General features: G+C 62.3%; 16 protein-coding genes. 1 reads left to right on the forward strand and 15 read right to left on the reverse strand.

Features of this window, described 5'->3' with window-relative positions; all coding sequences use genetic code 11:
• The first annotated feature begins 70 nt into the window (after positions 1-70).
• Positions 71-1,087, forward strand: a complete 1,017-nt coding sequence (locus MUU55_RS18510) for a helix-turn-helix domain-containing protein (RefSeq protein ID WP_244762250.1) — start codon at positions 71-73, stop codon at positions 1,085-1,087.
• A 121-nt stretch (positions 1,088-1,208) separates the two neighbouring features.
• Here the strand turns inward: MUU55_RS18510 and MUU55_RS18515 are convergent, their stop codons facing one another.
• From MUU55_RS18515 to MUU55_RS18585, 15 genes are all read right to left on the reverse strand, one after another.
• Entirely contained in the window at positions 1,209-1,973 is a 765-nt protein-coding gene (locus MUU55_RS18515) for an SDR family NAD(P)-dependent oxidoreductase (RefSeq protein ID WP_244762251.1), read from the reverse strand.
• A gap of 20 nt (positions 1,974-1,993) precedes the next feature.
• Positions 1,994-2,578: a helix-turn-helix domain-containing protein gene (locus MUU55_RS18520; RefSeq protein ID WP_244762252.1), complete on the reverse strand. Its 585-nt coding sequence runs from the start codon at positions 2,576-2,578 to the stop codon at positions 1,994-1,996.
• A gap of 119 nt (positions 2,579-2,697) precedes the next feature.
• Positions 2,698-3,462 (reverse strand): SDR family NAD(P)-dependent oxidoreductase, encoded by a 765-nt coding sequence (locus MUU55_RS18525; RefSeq protein WP_244762253.1) that lies wholly within the window; start codon positions 3,460-3,462, stop codon positions 2,698-2,700.
• A 20-nt stretch (positions 3,463-3,482) separates the two neighbouring features.
• Positions 3,483-4,184 (reverse strand): ABC transporter ATP-binding protein, encoded by a 702-nt coding sequence (locus MUU55_RS18530; RefSeq protein WP_244762254.1) that lies wholly within the window; start codon positions 4,182-4,184, stop codon positions 3,483-3,485.
• A complete protein-coding gene (locus MUU55_RS18535) occupies positions 4,123-4,947 on the reverse strand; it encodes an ABC transporter ATP-binding protein (protein ID WP_244762255.1) in 825 nt (274 codons plus the stop codon). The genes MUU55_RS18530 and MUU55_RS18535 overlap by 62 nt, the downstream gene beginning before the upstream one ends.
• Positions 4,923-5,918 (reverse strand): branched-chain amino acid ABC transporter permease, encoded by a 996-nt coding sequence (locus tag MUU55_RS18540; RefSeq protein ID WP_244762256.1) that lies wholly within the window; start codon positions 5,916-5,918, stop codon positions 4,923-4,925. Before MUU55_RS18540 ends, MUU55_RS18535 begins: the two co-directional genes overlap by 25 nt.
• A 3-nt stretch (positions 5,919-5,921) precedes the next feature.
• Positions 5,922-6,872, reverse strand: coding sequence for a branched-chain amino acid ABC transporter permease (locus MUU55_RS18545; protein WP_244762257.1), 951 nt, complete (start codon positions 6,870-6,872; stop codon positions 5,922-5,924).
• A 68-nt stretch (positions 6,873-6,940) separates the two neighbouring features.
• Positions 6,941-8,059 (reverse strand): branched-chain amino acid ABC transporter substrate-binding protein, encoded by a 1,119-nt coding sequence (locus MUU55_RS18550; protein ID WP_244762258.1) that lies wholly within the window; start codon positions 8,057-8,059, stop codon positions 6,941-6,943.
• 133 nt (positions 8,060-8,192) lie between these two features.
• Positions 8,193-8,981, reverse strand: a complete 789-nt coding sequence (locus MUU55_RS18555; protein WP_244762259.1) for an SDR family NAD(P)-dependent oxidoreductase — start codon at positions 8,979-8,981, stop codon at positions 8,193-8,195.
• A gap of 27 nt (positions 8,982-9,008) precedes the next feature.
• A complete protein-coding gene (locus tag MUU55_RS18560) occupies positions 9,009-9,704 on the reverse strand; it encodes an acetoacetate decarboxylase family protein (protein ID WP_244762260.1) in 696 nt (231 codons plus the stop codon).
• Positions 9,705-9,790: 86 nt separating this feature from the next.
• A complete protein-coding gene (locus MUU55_RS18565) occupies positions 9,791-11,224 on the reverse strand; it encodes an NAD-dependent succinate-semialdehyde dehydrogenase (RefSeq protein WP_244762261.1) in 1,434 nt (477 codons plus the stop codon).
• A 27-nt stretch (positions 11,225-11,251) separates the two neighbouring features.
• Complete coding sequence (locus MUU55_RS18570; RefSeq protein ID WP_244762262.1) at positions 11,252-12,355, reverse strand: Zn-dependent alcohol dehydrogenase; 1,104 nt, start codon at positions 12,353-12,355, stop codon at positions 11,252-11,254.
• A 52-nt stretch (positions 12,356-12,407) separates the two neighbouring features.
• A complete protein-coding gene (locus tag MUU55_RS18575) occupies positions 12,408-13,934 on the reverse strand; it encodes an AMP-binding protein (protein WP_342346065.1) in 1,527 nt (508 codons plus the stop codon).
• 51 nt (positions 13,935-13,985) lie between these two features.
• Positions 13,986-14,759, reverse strand: coding sequence for an enoyl-CoA hydratase/isomerase family protein (locus MUU55_RS18580; protein WP_244762263.1), 774 nt, complete (start codon positions 14,757-14,759; stop codon positions 13,986-13,988).
• Positions 14,760-14,892: 133 nt separating this feature from the next.
• On the reverse strand, positions 14,893-15,699 hold the full coding sequence (locus tag MUU55_RS18585; protein WP_425314206.1) for an IclR family transcriptional regulator: 807 nt from the start codon (positions 15,697-15,699) through the stop codon (positions 14,893-14,895).
• Between the last annotated feature and the right edge of the window lie 20 nt (positions 15,700-15,719).

The following is a 15,719-nucleotide window of genomic DNA, read 5'->3' on the forward strand; positions in this document are numbered from 1 at the left end:
TGACTCGGCAATTCTTGCGGACAACAACAGTGGTAAATTTCTTAAGTCATTTTGTGTTGGGAGGCGCAAATTGAACAGACATGCCGTCATATCTCCGGCCGATTACCGGCCCTCGGTCTTCCGCCAACCCGACTCGGTCATGTACGCCGACAATTGCAAGGAGCTGCAGGCCGCCGCCCGTCAGGGCGAGGTCGAGCTTCACGCCTGGACACGCGGAAGCTATCCCGGCATTTCGCTCGGCGAACGCCTGCCGGGCATCCGCACCGTCGGCTTCTGGGATGCGCGCCATAGCCAATCCTGGGGACTCGGCCGGCACTGCAACGAAGGCTTCAAGATCGCCTATCTGGCGCGTGGCAGCCTGGATCTGGTGGTGGACGATCGAACCTATGCGCTCAAGCAGGGCCAGTTCATCGTTATCCGTCCGTGGCAGCTGCACGCCATCGGCAATCCGAATGTTGGCCCAAGCCGGCTTCTGTGGATCATTCTCGATGCGGGCCTTCGCCGGCCGAGCGAAAGGCCCGAATGGCCGGACTGGCTTGTCCTCTCGCGGGACGAGGCCGAACGGCTTGGCGAAATCCTGACACAGAACAATCAGCCGGTCTGGGATGGTGGCGCCGAGCTCTGCCGCGCCTTCGAGGCGATCCCTTCCATCCTGCTCGACCGTAGCCCACAGGACGGCGAAACGCGCCTGAAGGTGGCGATCAATGCCATGATGCTCAGCCTTGTCGACCGGATGGGCGAACAGGCGCCGACGCTCGACCCCGACCTATCGACCTCGCAGCACACCGTCGCGATCTTCCTGCGACGGCTCGCCCATGCGCTCGAAGAGGATTGGTCGCTTGAGGGCATGGCCGAAGAGTGTGGGCTCTCGCGCACGCGCTTTGCCGACTACTGCAAGAAACTCACGAATATGGCGCCACGCCAGTATCTCCAGCATCTGCGCCTGGAACAGGCCTCGCGTCTCCTCCAGGAACCGCACAATACCAGCGTCACGGAAATCGCCTTGAGTTGCGGATTCAATTCAAGCCAGTACTTTTCTAACGCTTTCAAGAAGCGCTACGGGTATGCCCCAAGTAGCGGCAGATAGCCAAGAAATTCAGGAAAGGGGCCTGTTCGCACTGTTCATCAACCCCGCCGAGTGACGCAGATTTCGATAGCTCTGAGCTTTCGGTATCGACGCTGATCCAGCCGGTCACACGGGTGACATTTCACTTCGCCAGATATCCTCCGTCAGCCTCAAGGCACGCGCCTGTCACGAAGGACGCCGCATCCGAGAGCAGGAACAGGATGACATTGGTGATCTCATCGGCCTGACCAACCCGCTGCATCGGGTGTAGTGCGGCTGCGGCATTGCGCTTTTCGTCGCTCAGATGACCGAGCAGAGGCGTGTCGATGAAACCCGGCGCAACGGCGTTGATGCGGATGCCTTGCCCGGCATGGTCGAGGGCTGCCGCCTTGGTAAGGCCGATGACGCCGTGTTTGGCCGCGGTATAGGCCGGCTGGCCGGCAAAGCCACGAAACCCCATGATGGACGAGACATTGACGATGGAACCGCCGCCCCTCGCCAGCATGGCCGGAACCTGATGTCGCACCGCGTTGAACACGCCGGTCAGGTTGACCGCAATGATCCTGTCCCATTGCTCAGACGGATAAGACGCCGTCTCGCAGCGCGGCAGGTCGATGCCGGCGGAATTGACGGCGAGATCGAGGCCACCGAAATTGTCGACACCACGCCTGATTGCCTCTTCTACGCTGGCAATCACCGTGACGTCGACTTCGACCGCCAGCACGGTCTCGGATGCGAGCGTATTGGCGAAGGCGTCCAGCCGTACCTTGTCCCGATCCGCGAGAACGAGCTTTGCACCGAGATCGGCCAGTCTGTGGGCGGTCGCAGCGCCGATACCCGAAGCGGCGCCTGAAACGAAGGCAACCTTGCCCGAAAACGCCGTGGGATCGATAAGGGAAGATGCCATGCGTGCCCGTCTGTCGTGATCTACTTGTAAACACCGACCCAGATGATGATGGTCGGTTCGGTCTTCGAGGGATTGTGGGAGCGATAGGTCGACGAGCGATTGAAGCGGTAGCTGTCGCCCTCGACGAGCTCGAACTTTTCTTCGTCCACCCAGAGTTCCAGACGCCCCTTGAGGATGTAACCGTATTCGGCGCCCGACGTCGGCACGTTCTTGGGTTCCGTTTCCAGGCCGGGCTCGAAGGTCGACATCATGAATTCGACATCGGAATCGAGCTGCGGCGTCAGGAGTTCCGTTCGCGCACCCCGATGCAGCATGAAGCGGCGTTGGCCGCTGCGAACGACGATATCCTTTTCGCGCTCGGCGTCCGGCTGCTTCTCTTCCAGATCGACGAACCAGCTCATCGGCACGCCGAAGATCGTACAGGCCGCGTAGAGATCCTTCAGTGTCGGCTGCGACAGACCGCGTTCGAGCTGGCTGACATAGCCGGTTGAACGGTTCAGCCCCTCGGCAAGTTGCTGGATGGTGATGCGCCGCGAACGCCTAAGCTCACGCAGCGTCTTCCCCACATGATCGGGCGTCGGGACTTCGAAAACGGAATTGGACATCGCGCACAACCTGACAAATTCATTTGAATGATGGAATTGATCAAATACTTCATCGAAGTCAATGTCAGCCTTGGATTGCAATCGTCGATGGAGCCTTTGTCCCCATCTGCTGGGCCATCTCAGCCAAACGTTCCCGCCGTCGTGCCGCCATCCAGCATATAGACCATGCCGTTGGCATAACTTGCCTGCGGCGACAGCAGGTGGCCAATGGCATCGGCCACTTCATCCGGCCGTGCGAAACGGCCGAGTGGTACGCGCCGCTCGTAGAAGGCACGATCGTAGCCGCCGCCTTCCTTCAGGAGACCGTCGGCCATCGGCGTGTCGACAAAGCTCGGGCAGACGACGTTGCTGCGCAGGCCTTGGGGGCCATGATCGAGCGCCATGCAACGGATCAGACCGACCACACCATGCTTTGATGCGCTGTAGGCGGCATAACCGCGTGAACCACGCACGCCGGAGTCCGAACTGACCGCGACAAAGGCGGAGGACGGATTGTGCAACAGGTGCGGAACCGCATGCCGCGCCAGCAGGAAGGGACCTGTCAGGTTCACAGCCAGCGTGATCTCCCAAGTCTCGTCGGTCAGCGTCGTGACGTCGCCTTTCCGTGCGACGCCGGCTGCGGCGACAACACCGGAGAGAAAGCCGTGTCCTTCGACAGCCCGGCCGACCGCACCTCCGACATCGCTGTTCACGGACGCGTCACCAGCCACCGCAATGACCGACGCTCCCCGGTTCTGGCAGGCGCTTGCCACCTCCGCCATCGCCGACACGTTGCGATCGAACAGGGTGAGCGCGACGCCGTCTTTGGCCAGATAAATCGCGGTTGCCCGCCCGATCCCGGAGGCCGCGCCGGAGATCAGGACGGATGTCTGGGCTTTAGGCATGTTTCCTCCTATATGCCCAGTCAGGCGCCGAGATAGGCAGCCTTGAGATCGGGATCGTTGAGCACATTGTTGGCGCCCCCCTCCACCGAGCAGCGCCCGGCATCGATCACATAGGCATAGTCGGCGATTTCCAGGGCCACCGCGGCATTCTGCTCGACGACGACGAGGCTGATACCGGATTTCGACAGCGTGATGATGATCTCAAAGATCTGGTTGATGATCTTCGGCGCCAGACCGAGCGATGGCTCGTCCAGCATCAGGAGTTCGGGTGTCGCCATCAGCGAGCGGCCGATCGCCAGCATCTGCTGCTGGCCGCCGCTCATGCGGCTCGCCAGCGAATGACGCCTCTCCTTGAGGATCGGGAACATGTCGTAGACCTGGGTCCTGATCTCGTCGAAGCTGCGCCCGCGGCCGGGGATGTAGCCGGCCAGCAAGTTCTCCTCCACCGTCAGCCGCTGGAGGATCTGGCGCCCTTCGGGGCAATGGGCGAGACCGAGGCGGGTGATCTCTTCAGGCGGCAGGCCCCTGATCGGCCTGCCCTTGAATTCGATCTCGCCGGCATAGATCTGCGTCAGGCCCGAAATCGAGCGCAGGGTCGATGTCTTGCCCGCGCCGTTCGCGCCGATGATCGTGACGATCTCGCCGGCGCGAACTTCCAGATCAATGCCGAACAATACCTGCGTTCGCCCGTAGCCCGCCTTGAGCCCGGCGACTTTGAGCAAGCTTGCGGATGTCGTCGAGTTCTTCCGTGGTTCCAAGATAGGCCTCCTGCACTCTTTCGTTCGTGCGCACCAGATCCGGCGTGCCGGAGCAAAGCAGCTCGCCATAGTTCAAGACGTCGATCCGGTCGGAAATGGACATAACCATGTCCATGTCGTGCTCGACGAGGATGATCGCGCGGTCTTCACGTTTCAGGCCGGCGATCATCGCCGCCATGTCTTTCGTTTCGGTATGGTTGAGACCGGCGGCCGGCTCATCCAGCAGCACGATCGGCGCCTGCGTGACGAAGGCGCGCGCCAGTTCGAGGATTTTCTGGCGTCCATATGGCAGGTCGCCGGCCAGAACATCCGCTACATCCGACAGATGAAATTCGGCGAGGCAGGCGTGGCAGATTTCGAGCCGTTCGGCCTTGCTCAGCCGTTTTGCGCCCGTCAGGAAGGTCAGCCACGACTGCGGGAAGAAGCAGACCTCCAGATTCTCCAGAACCGTCATGCCATCGAAAAGGCGAAGGTTCTGGTAGGTACGCGATACGCCGAGCTGGGCAATGCGGTGCTTGGGCAACTGATTGAGTGCCGTCGCGCCGAGCCGGATCGTGCCTGAAGTCACCGAATAGGAGCCGGCGATCATGTTGACAACGGTCGACTTGCCGGCACCGTTCGGCCCGATGATCGAGTAGATCGACCCGACGTCGAAGGACAGCGACAGGTTGCGGATCGCGACGAGCGAGCCGAAATGCTTGCTTACGTTTTCGAGGGCGAGAGCCATAGGGTCCGGACCTTTCGAATGATGAAGCCGAGGTTGAAACGGGGCGAAACGAGACCACCCGGGCGAAGAACGATGACAGTCACGAGCACGACGCCGTAGATCAGCAGGCGGTATTGCGCAGCAAAATGCAGGACTTCCGGCAGAACCACGAGCACGACCGCCCCCGCGATGACGCCGACGATATTGCCGACACCGCCGATGATGATGATCAGGACGACGAGCAGCGATTCCTGGAAGGTGAAGCTTTCCGGGCTGACAAAGCGCTGGAACGCACCGAAGATCACCCCGCCTGCCCCGCCGATCGCCGCACTGAGCGCGAAGGCGAGCAGCTTCAGCGTCGTCGTGTTGATGCCGAGGCCACGCACCACGTCCTGGTCCTCGCGCAGCGCCCGCCAGGCTTTGCCGAGGATCGAGCGTTCCATGTAGTAGACGCCGCCGCAGACGATGATCGCCAGCACCAGCAGCAACCAGTAAAAATGCACCGGAGTGGTCAAGGGCAGGCCAAAGAGGCTCGCCCTGTCGAGGCCGGCAATACCCTGCGGACCGTTGGTCAGATCATCGGCATTGTTGATGGCGATGCGGATGATTTCGCCGAAGGAGAGCGTGACGATGGCGAGATAGTCACCGCGCAGCTTCAGCACCGGGAACCCGAGGAGGACGCCCGCTATGGCACCGGCCGCGGCGCCTATGAACAGGATGACGATGAACGGCAGGTGGATGTCGAATTGCCCGCTGGCAAGCAGGGCATAGGCATAGGCGCCCACCGCGTAGAAAGCGATGAAGCCGAGATCGAGCAGACCTGCATAGCCGACCACGAGATTCAGGCCGACCGCGAGGATGATGTAGATCAGGATGCTGTCCACGACGCGGACGTAATAAGATGGAAGGTACGGCACCAGCGCCAGCAGAACCACGCAAAGCGCGAGGACTGCAAGAAGGCCGAGCCGCCGGGCGATCACCGAGTTCCCCATGGGTCAGTAATCCTTCTTTGCGACGGTCGTTTCTTCCGAGACTGTCTCGCCGAGCAGGCCGGCGGGCTTGAACAGAAGAACGAGGATGAGAACGGCGAAGGCGAAGACATCGCGATATTCCGTGCCGATATAGCCGAAGGAGAGAATCGGCAGGAAAGCGGTGCCGAAGGTCTCGATTGCGCCGAGCAGGAAGCCGCCGAGCATGGCGCCCGGAATGGACCCGATGCCGCCGAGAATGGCCGCCGTGAAGGCCTTCAGGCCGATGACGGAGCCCATGGTCGGCTGCATGATGCCGTAATAGGACGCGTACATGATGCCGGCCATGGCGCCCAGCCCGGGGCCGATGAAGAAGACGAGGCTGACGGCGCGGTTGACGCGGATGCCGAGCAGGCTCGATGTCGTCCAGCTCTCGGACGCCGCACGGATCCAGATACCGAGACGCGTGCCGTTGACGAAGAGCGTCAAGCCCACCATCAGCAGGACCGCAGCCACAAGGATGCCGAACTGTACCGTCGTCACCATGCCGCCGAGCGCATCGATCGGTGTGCTGGGAACGATTGCCGGGAAATGCACCGGCTGCGGGCCGACCGTCACACGCACCGCACTCTGTAGAACGATGGACATGCCGAGCGCGCTCAACATCGGCGCAAGGCGGCCATAGGCGCGCAGCGGTCGATAGGCGAAGCGCTCGATCGCCACGCCGAGCAGGCCGACGATAACGAAACTCGCGACGATCGCGATGACGGAATCAAGCACCGGCGCCAGACCACCCAGGCCGATGAGCCCACTGAAAATGAACGTGTAAACGTACGGACCGAGCATGAAGAACTCGCCGTGGGCGAAGTTGATCAGGCGCATCACGCCGTAGACCATCGTGTAGCCGAGGGCGATCAATCCGTAGATAGCACCGATGGCGAGCGCGAAGATCAGCTGTTGGAGAAAGTAGTCGAGCAAGGGGACCGCCTCTATGACGACGGGCCGGCACGGATTGCGCCGGCCCCGTTGAACAAATGTCCGGCTGATTACTGCTTGATCAGTTCGAACTTGCCGTCCTTGACGACGTAGAGGTACATCGGCGCGGTGGTGTTTTCACCATTCTCGTCGAAGGCGACCGGGCCGAGCAACGTCTCTACCGTCACGCCATGCAACTGCGCGAGAACGCCCGCGCGGTCCAGGCTTTCAGCCTTTTCCACCGCCGCAGCCATCACCTGTGCATTGGCAAAGCCAAGCGAGGCATAGGGGCCGGGTGCGCGGCCGAAGCGGGCCTGGTGACGATCGGAGAAATCCTTCAGTTCCGGCGAGGAATCATAGGGCGGAAGCTGGAAGGTCATCAGCGCACCCTCGGCGGAGGCCGCACCGACCTGCGTGATGAAATCGACGGTGAAGCCGATATCCGGGCCGATGAACTGGGCCTTCAGGCCCTGCTCGCGCATCTGCTTGAGGAACAGGGCAAGCTGGGGCATGCCGGCGCCCATATAGACGACATCAGGGTTTTCCAGCTTGATGGAGGCGATGAGCGCCGAGAAATCGACGTCCTCGGGGTTCGTGCCGTAGCTACCGGAGACCTTGCCGCCGCCGGCTTCGAAATTGTCCTTGAATACGCCGGCAATACCCTGGCCGAAGACGGTCTTGTCATGCACGAGAACGGCGTTCTTCAGACCGAGCTTTTCGGTGACGTATTTCGCCGGCAGCGCACCCTGGACAAAGTCGTTTGCAACGGGACGCACAACGGTCTTGAAGCCCATGCGCATGAGTTCCGGGTTCGTGGCGGGCACGACCTGCGGCATGCCGCATTCCGAGTAGATGTCGAGGGCCGGCATGGTGACGCCGCTGTTCATGTGGCCGATGACACCGATGACGGCGCTGTCGTCGCAGAACTGCTGGGCAACCAGCGTGCCCTGGCGTGGGTCGGCGCGATCATCGAGCGGGCGGAAGACTACCTTGTTGCCCTTGATGCCGCCCTTCTCGTTGAGCTGGTCGAAATAGAGCTGGGCGCCGTCGATCTGCGACTGGCCGAACTCGGCCTGCGCGCCGGACATCGGCGCACTGCCACCCAGCACGATGTCATCCGCCAGCACCGGCATGGCACCGGAGGCGAAAAGGAGTGCTGCGGCGGAAAGAAGTATGCGGGTTCTGTTCATTTTGGTTCCCCTTTTGCTCGTTGAGATTCGTCGCACGGAACTCCCGTCCCGGCAACGCATGCATGAAATTATTCGATACATTCTTCACGACAGTGACCAGGCACGCGGCTACCTGAAGTTTCCCTTCCCCTCCTCATTTCGCGAGATACCCCCCGTCAACCGCCAGCACGTGGCCGGTGGTCATTGCCGAGGCCGGTCCGGCCAGAAAAATCATGGCGGAGGCCACCTCGTCCGGCTCGGCCAACCGCTTCAGCGGCGTCAGGCTGCGGATCTTTTCCATCTGCGCTCCGTCGGCCATCAAATGATCGATCAGCGGCGTACGAACCCAGGTCGGCGCCACCGCGTTGACGCGAATGTCGTGATCGGCCCATTCGACGGCCAGCGTCCGGGTGAGGTTCACCACGCCGGCCTTGGTCGATTGGTAGGAGACATTCGGATGGAGGCCACCACCCGAATAGCTCATGATCGAAGCCGTGTTGATCACCACGCCGGGCATGCCCCGAGCGATCCAGGAGCGGGCAGCCGTCCGCGAGCACAAGAACATGCCCGTCAGATTGACCGAGACGACACTGTTCCAGTCTTCGATCGCAAGCTCGGTCGATGGTCGCCGGATCGAGATGCCCGCATTGTTGACCAGGATGTCGAGACCGCCTGCCTCCTGCTCCGCCGCGGCGAAGACAGACAGAACATCGGCCTCATCGGTGACGTCGAGGGCGGAGGCTGTCGCCGCACCGCCAGCCTCTCGCACCTCCCGGCAAACGGCTTCCGCCGCCGGCCGATCCCGGTCGAGAACCACAACACGCGCGCCGAAAGCGGCGAACATCAGCGCCGCGGCACGACCGATGCCACCACCGCCACCGGTGATGAAGACCCGTTTTTCATCGAGCCTGAACATCTTTTCGGGCGCTTTTGCACACATCATGTGTACGGTTCCCTGTTAAGCTCGTTTTCAGCCGACGATCTTGCCGAAGCCGAGGACGAAGTTGGCGACGATCATTTCCGCACCGACGATCTCGCGGATCTGGAAATCGGAGAACGGATCGCTGGCGCTGCCGCCGATCTTGATCTCGGCCGTGCCGAGGGCATGACGGAGCGTTTCGGACTGACCGAGCGAGTTTTCGATGATCTGCGTTTCGACGGCAGCACTTTCCGGCGACGGAATGATGCGGGTCTGGAAACGCGGATGCAGAGCCGGCTTCTCGAAGGCCGGGCCATCAGCCCTGAAGTCGATCTCGATCAGTGAAGTGCCACGGCGCGAGAGCTTGGCCGTGATTGCCGTTTCGCTCGCCTTCCAGTCCACTTCGCCCATTTTCTTCGGATAGCCCCAGACCTCGCGGCCGACCGCCATGGAGTCGTCATTGGTGACGATCTCGTAAAGCACGTGACCGCCCGGGCGACCCTGATAGCTCATCGGCACCACGATGCCGCCTTCCGCATAGGACCCGAGCGCCCCACCAGCTGGCACGTCCATGATGAAGAATTCGATCACGTCGCCCCGGACCTCGAACTGCGCCGGCAAAGCCGCACGGATCGCCGCCTCGTCAACGCGGCAGAACACGCTGACCTTGCTGAAGGCTTTGTAGTCGAACGGCGGTGCCTGGTAGAGGGGCGCGCGCTGCGGGAGGGCATAGGCGTTCTGGGACATGGCAGAGAGGTCTTTCCTGAGTGTTCACTTCGAGATGAAATTCACACTAATGAAAAAATTAAGTCAAGATTTCATTTATGTGATTTTCACAAATTCGTCTGTGAAACGAACTTGATCGTCTGGAACGTCTCCAGCGCCTCAGGACCGCCCTCGGAGCCGTACCCGGAATCCTTCACGCCGTTGAACGGAACCTCCGCATAGGCAAGGCCGTAATCGTTGATCGAAAGCATGCCCGTCTCGATGTCTTCGGCGAAACGCTGCGCGTGCCTCTGGGACCGCGTGAAGGCATAGGCGGCCAGGCCGAACGGCAACCGGTTCGCCTCGGCAATCGCCGCATCCACCGCCGCGAAACGGTTGACGACCGCAACCGGTCCGAACGGCTCCTCGTTCATGATCGCAGCGTCCTGCGGCACATCGGCCAGAACCGTCGGCTCGAAGAAGAACCCGGCATTGCCGATGCGGCTGCCGCCGGTCAGCAGGCGGCCGCCCCTGGCGACGGCGTCGCCGATCAGCCGATCCATCGCGTCGAGGCGGCGGGCATTCGCCATCGGCCCCATGTCGATACCGTCGGAAAGACCGTCTCCCACCTTCACGGCCTTCGCCGCGTTGACGAAGTCTTGGAGGACATTGTCAAAGACAGGCTCTTCCACCAGCACACGTGTCGGCGCGATGCAGACCTGGCCGGCATTGTGGAACTTGTGGCCGGCCAGCATCGAAACGGCGGACGAGAGGTCAGCGTCGGCGCAGACGATATACGGTGCATGGCCGCCCAGCTCCATCGTCACCCGCTTCATGTGGGCGCCGGCGAGCGCGGTCAGATGTTTGCCGACCGGCGTCGAACCGGTGAAGGACACCTTGCGGATCACCGGATGCGGAATGAGATACTCGGAAATTTCCGAAGGTGTGCCGTAGAGCAGGTTGATCGCGCCAACAGGGAAACCGGCATCGGCAAAGGCGCGAACCATGGCTGCGCAGGAGGCCGGCGCCTCTTCGGCGGCCTTCAGGATCACCGTGCAGCCGGCGGCAAGCGCCGCGCAAATCTTGCGGATCGCCTGGGCGACCGGATAGTTCCAGGGCGTGAACGCAGCGACCACGCCGATCGGCTCCTTCATGACCATCTGCTGCACGCCGGGCTTGCGCGCCGGGATGATGCGGCCGTAGGAGCGGATGGCCTCTTCCGCGAACCAGCGGATGACGTCATCGGCATTGCGCAGTTCCGAGCGGGCTTCGGCAAGCGGCTTGCCCTGTTCCATGGTCAGGATGGGCGCGATGTCCTCAATGCGGGCGCGCAGATTGTCGGCGGCGGCATGGAGCAGTTTTGCGCGGTCGCGTGCAGTCGTCTTGCGCCACTGCTCGAAGGCCTTGGCGGCAGAGGCGAGCGCGCGATCCATGTCCGTCGCCGTCGCTTTCGCGACACGGCCGATTTCGCCGCCGGTCGCCGGATTGAGAACCGCGAGCGTTTCAGCGTCTGAGCCGTTCGTCCATTCGCCGGCGATGAAGAGTTGGGTATCAGGATACATGTTCTGTCTCATTTTGGATTTCGTCGGTCAGCGGTCGAAGCACACGAGTGTGCGGGCAAGAACGCCCTGCTCCAGCCAGCGAAAGGCCTCATTGATCTGCTCCAGCGGCACGCGCGCGCCGACCTGGCGATCCAGGTCGAAACGGCCGGCCCGGTAGAGGCCGAGGATGCGTTCGAAATCACGCTCCGGAACCCCGCCGCCATAGTTGCTGCCGATGATGCGCTTCTGGGTGTTGGGCAAGGTCGAGGCCGGCAGCGAGACCATCTCGCCCTTGGCCGCGATACCGACGGAAATCACCGAACCGCCGAGCCGGACGCTGTCATAGGCAAGTGCGATTGCCGCGGGTCGCCCGGTGCAATCGATGATGCTGTCGGGTCCGCGACCGCGGCTCAGAGCCTTCAGTTCCGCGGTAACATCCTGCGTTGCGGAGTTCAGGAAGTGCGTCGCGCCGAACGAACGGGCGACCGCCTCCTTTTCCGGATTGATATCGATGGCGACGACCGCTTCCGCCCCGGCAACCGACGCCGCGTGGATGGCATTGATGCCGACACCGCCGACACCGATGACCCCGACGATTTCGCCGGGCTCGACGCGCGCGTCGTTCACCACCGCCCCGAAACCCGTCGTCACCGCGCAACCGACAAGGGCCGCGACCTCGAAGGGAATGTCGTGCTCGATCTTGGAGCAGCCCGCTTCCGGCACGACCGCGAGCTCTGCGAAGCTCGAAACGCAGGTGAAGTGATTGACCGGCTTCTGCGCACTGCCAAGCCGGAGGGCACCGTTCCAGAGCGTGTTGCCGCCTGCAGCGTCACCATAGGTGTCGCACATGGTCGGCAGGCGTTTGTGGCAATAGAAGCATTCGCCGCAATTGGGCGCCCAGGAAAGGATGACGTGGTCACCCTTTTTCACCTTGGACACCGCCGAACCGGTACGCTCGACAATGCCGGCCGCTTCATGGCCGAGAATGACGGGCAGCTTGGGACGCGACTTGCCCTTTGCGGCACTGAGATCGCTGTGGCAGACGCCGGTCGCGATGATGCGCACCAGCACCTCGCGATCGCCGGGATCGGCGATCGGCACATCCTCGATGACGAGGTCTTCGTTGAACGTGTAGAGAACGGCGGCCTTCATTCTGACTGTCTCCCCTTGGGGTATGCGGTTATGTGCGTATCTGTACCGGACCTTATCGCCCGGTGCGTTGCTGCCTGTCCCAGCTGCCTTCGACGGATGCGGGCAGCCGGTGCTTCATGATGCGCTGGCTCGGCGTACGCTCGAAATCCTCGACCACGGCGAGGTAGCGCGGGTTCTGGAACGGCGCCAGACGATGGGCAAGCCAGTCGGAAAAGGCCGGGTAGTCGATCGCGGCCCCTTCCTTGGGCTTGATGAACAGCTTGATCTCCTGTTCGCCGATCTCGGCCTTGACGCCGATCAACGCGCAGTCTTCGACCATCGGATGGCTGCCGGCAACGTGCTCCACCTCGAAGGCCGAGACGTTCTCGCCCTTCACCCGCACGCTGTCCGTCAGGCGGCCGAGGAAATAGAGGTTGCCGTCTGCATCGATCATGCCAAGGTCGCCGGTGTGGAAACCGTCAGGCCGCAGCGCCTTTGCGGTCGCCTCTTCATTGCGGAAATAGCCGGCGAAGACCGCGCCCGCCTGACGCGGATGGACGACGATCTCGCCATGCACGCCCGCCGCCACGGGCGCACCCTGTTCGTCGAGGATCTCGACGGAAAGCCACGGCACGGGGGTACCAACCGAACCGACCAGGCCGTCCGCGTTGAACGTGGTGATACTGGACGATTCTGTCATCCCGTAGCATTCGCGAAGCGGCGTGCCGAAGCGCTCCTCGAAGGCGCGCCAGATATCGCGCGGGCAGCCACCGCCCCAGGCGACGCGGACCTTGTGGTCGCGGTCACGTGCGCTCACCGGCTGCTTGAGGAGGATTTGCAGCACGCCGCCGAGATAGTGGATCTGCGTCGCGCCGCAGTCACGCACCTGATCCCAGAATCGGCTGGCGCTGAAGCGCTGCACCATGGAAAGCGTGACATTGCGCAACAGCGGGATCGGGATGAGCTGCGCACCGCCGATATGATAGAGCGGCTCCCAGACGAAGAAGACATCGCCATCACGCGCATCCGAGCAAAGCATCGCGCCTTCCGCCGCATAGCGCAGCATGCGATGGGTGACGCGCACCCCCTTCGGGCGGCCGGTCGTGCCGGACGTATAGTTCAGCGCGAAGAGATCATCGGCCGACGGCAGCGGCTCGTCGAAGACGTGATCGCCGCTGGCGAGCCGGTCGAGCGAACCCGCATCACCTGCCTCCGCGACGAGCCGGAACACCGTGGTGTCGGCACCGCACTCCGAGATGTTCTGGAACAGATCACGATCGGCGAAGACGACACGCGGATCGCAATGTTCCAGGATGTACTTCAACCCGTCGCCACGCAGCTGCACATTCACCGGCACCCAGACGGCGCCGCACTTGGCGATGGCGAACAGCACGGCGAGGCTGTCAGGGCTGTTGCGCAGCATCAGCGCCACGCGATCGCCCTTCTCGACGCCGAGACGACGAAGTGCGACCGCGACACTGTCCGACTTGCGGTGCAGATCGGCAAAGGTGATCGGATCGCCGTCAAACGTCGCATAAATGGCATCGGGCGAGGCCATGGCCCGGGCCGGCAGGCGAGAAATGAAACCTTGGTCTTCCACGCTACAGTCCTGAAAAGTCATTGATCTTGAAAAGCGGATTGAAGGCGGGACTCAGCCGGACTTCGCCTTTGATTTGGCGGCGAGGAACTGCTCCATCATGCGGTTGGGCTCGCCGTCGCCATAGGCGATACGCTGATTGCGCACGCCAGCCGCAAGCGCATCGCGGAAACGGGCCTCGGTGACTTCGCGGAAGCGCTGCTTGTTGAGCTTCATGGCAAGCCGCGGCTTGGCGGCAAGCTGCTCGCCGAGCGCCAAGGATGCGTCCAGCACCTCCTCGCGCGGGACGATCCGGTTGATGAGACCGATGGCGACACATTCCGCCGCATCCATCATGCGGCCGCTGAGGGTCAGGTCGGTGGTGCGCGCAAGCCCGATCATCTCCATCATGATCCAAGGGCCGGTCGTGCTGGCGATGCCGGAATTGATCTCCGGCTGCCCCATCTTCACGCCGTCATGGCCGATGCGGAAATCGCCGAGCAGGGTCACCTGGAAGGCCGAGCCTGCAGCCAGGCCGTTCAGCGCCATGATCAACGGCTTGGAGAGGCTGCGGATACGATCGTAGAGCCGCTCCCACTCGCCGATCCAGAGTTCGGCGCGGTCGGGGTCGAAGGTCTTAGTCTCGTTGAGATCCTGACCTGCACCAAAGGCGCGTTCGCCTGCGCCGGTCATGATGATCGCACCGACGGCAGCGTCCTCTTCGGCTGCCTCCAGCGCAGCCATGAGATCAAGGCGCATCGGGGAATGCCAGGCATTGAGAACCTCGGGGCGGTTCAGCGTGATCACGCGGCAGGAGCCGCGCTGCTCTGTCAGAATGAAATTTGTCATGCGATCCATCGTATCGTATTGTGATACACAGTATCGTATTTCAATACATGAAATTGTCAACGGCATTTTTCACGGCACAAAAAAACCTTCGCCGGCAGGCCGGCAAAGGCTCAAAAATCGTCCTTTGAAAACGTCAGAAGGTGGAAGCGGCCTGCGAGATCGAGCGCGTGGCAGCAACGACGAGAGGCGCGAATGTCTCTTCCGCCTTTTCAGGCGTGTAACGCGCATTGGAAACACCGATATTGACCGCCGCGACGGGACGTCCGGTCTGATCGAGCACCGCGGCAGCGACCGAAAGGTCGCCCGGAAAGAATTCACCCCAGGTCGTGGCATAGCCGGCACCGCGTGCGGCATCGAGCCGTTCGACCAGCCCGTCGACCGTATGCACCGTCTGCGGCGTGAAGGCCTGCAAGGGGGACCGCTCGATGAGCGACAGGGCTTCCGCGGGCGGCAGGCGGGAAAGAATCGCCCGGCCGGGCGCGGTGCAGAAGGCAGGCATTCGCGTGCCGACGACGACATCGGTGTTGAGCATATGCCGGCTCATGAAACGGGCGGCGAAGACGATCTCCGTGCCGTCGGGCAGCGTCAGGTTGACGGCCTCCTCCGTCTCGCGGCTGAGATGGAGAAGATAGGGCATCGCCTGGTTGACCAGCGGGTTGGCAGTGATGAAATGGCGCGCCATTTCGAGGCTGCGCAGGCTGAGCTCGAACCGCTTGGTCACCGGGTCCTTTTGCAGGTAACCCAGTCTGTTCAGCGTATGGGTAAAGCGTTGTGCGGCGCTCTTGTCGAGGCCGACATTCGCACCGATCTGCGCAAGGCTGAGGCTCCTGTTGGTGCCGTCGAAAGCTTCCAGCACCCGAAACGCCTTTTCCACCGATCGCACCATCAGCGGATCGGTATCGTCAGCACTTTTCGGGTCATCAGAGGACAAGTTCGTCACCATGGCAATTGCTTCGCCGC

It is taken from the genome of Shinella curvata, assembly GCF_022899935.1.
Lineage (GTDB): Bacteria > Pseudomonadota > Alphaproteobacteria > Rhizobiales > Rhizobiaceae > Shinella > Shinella curvata.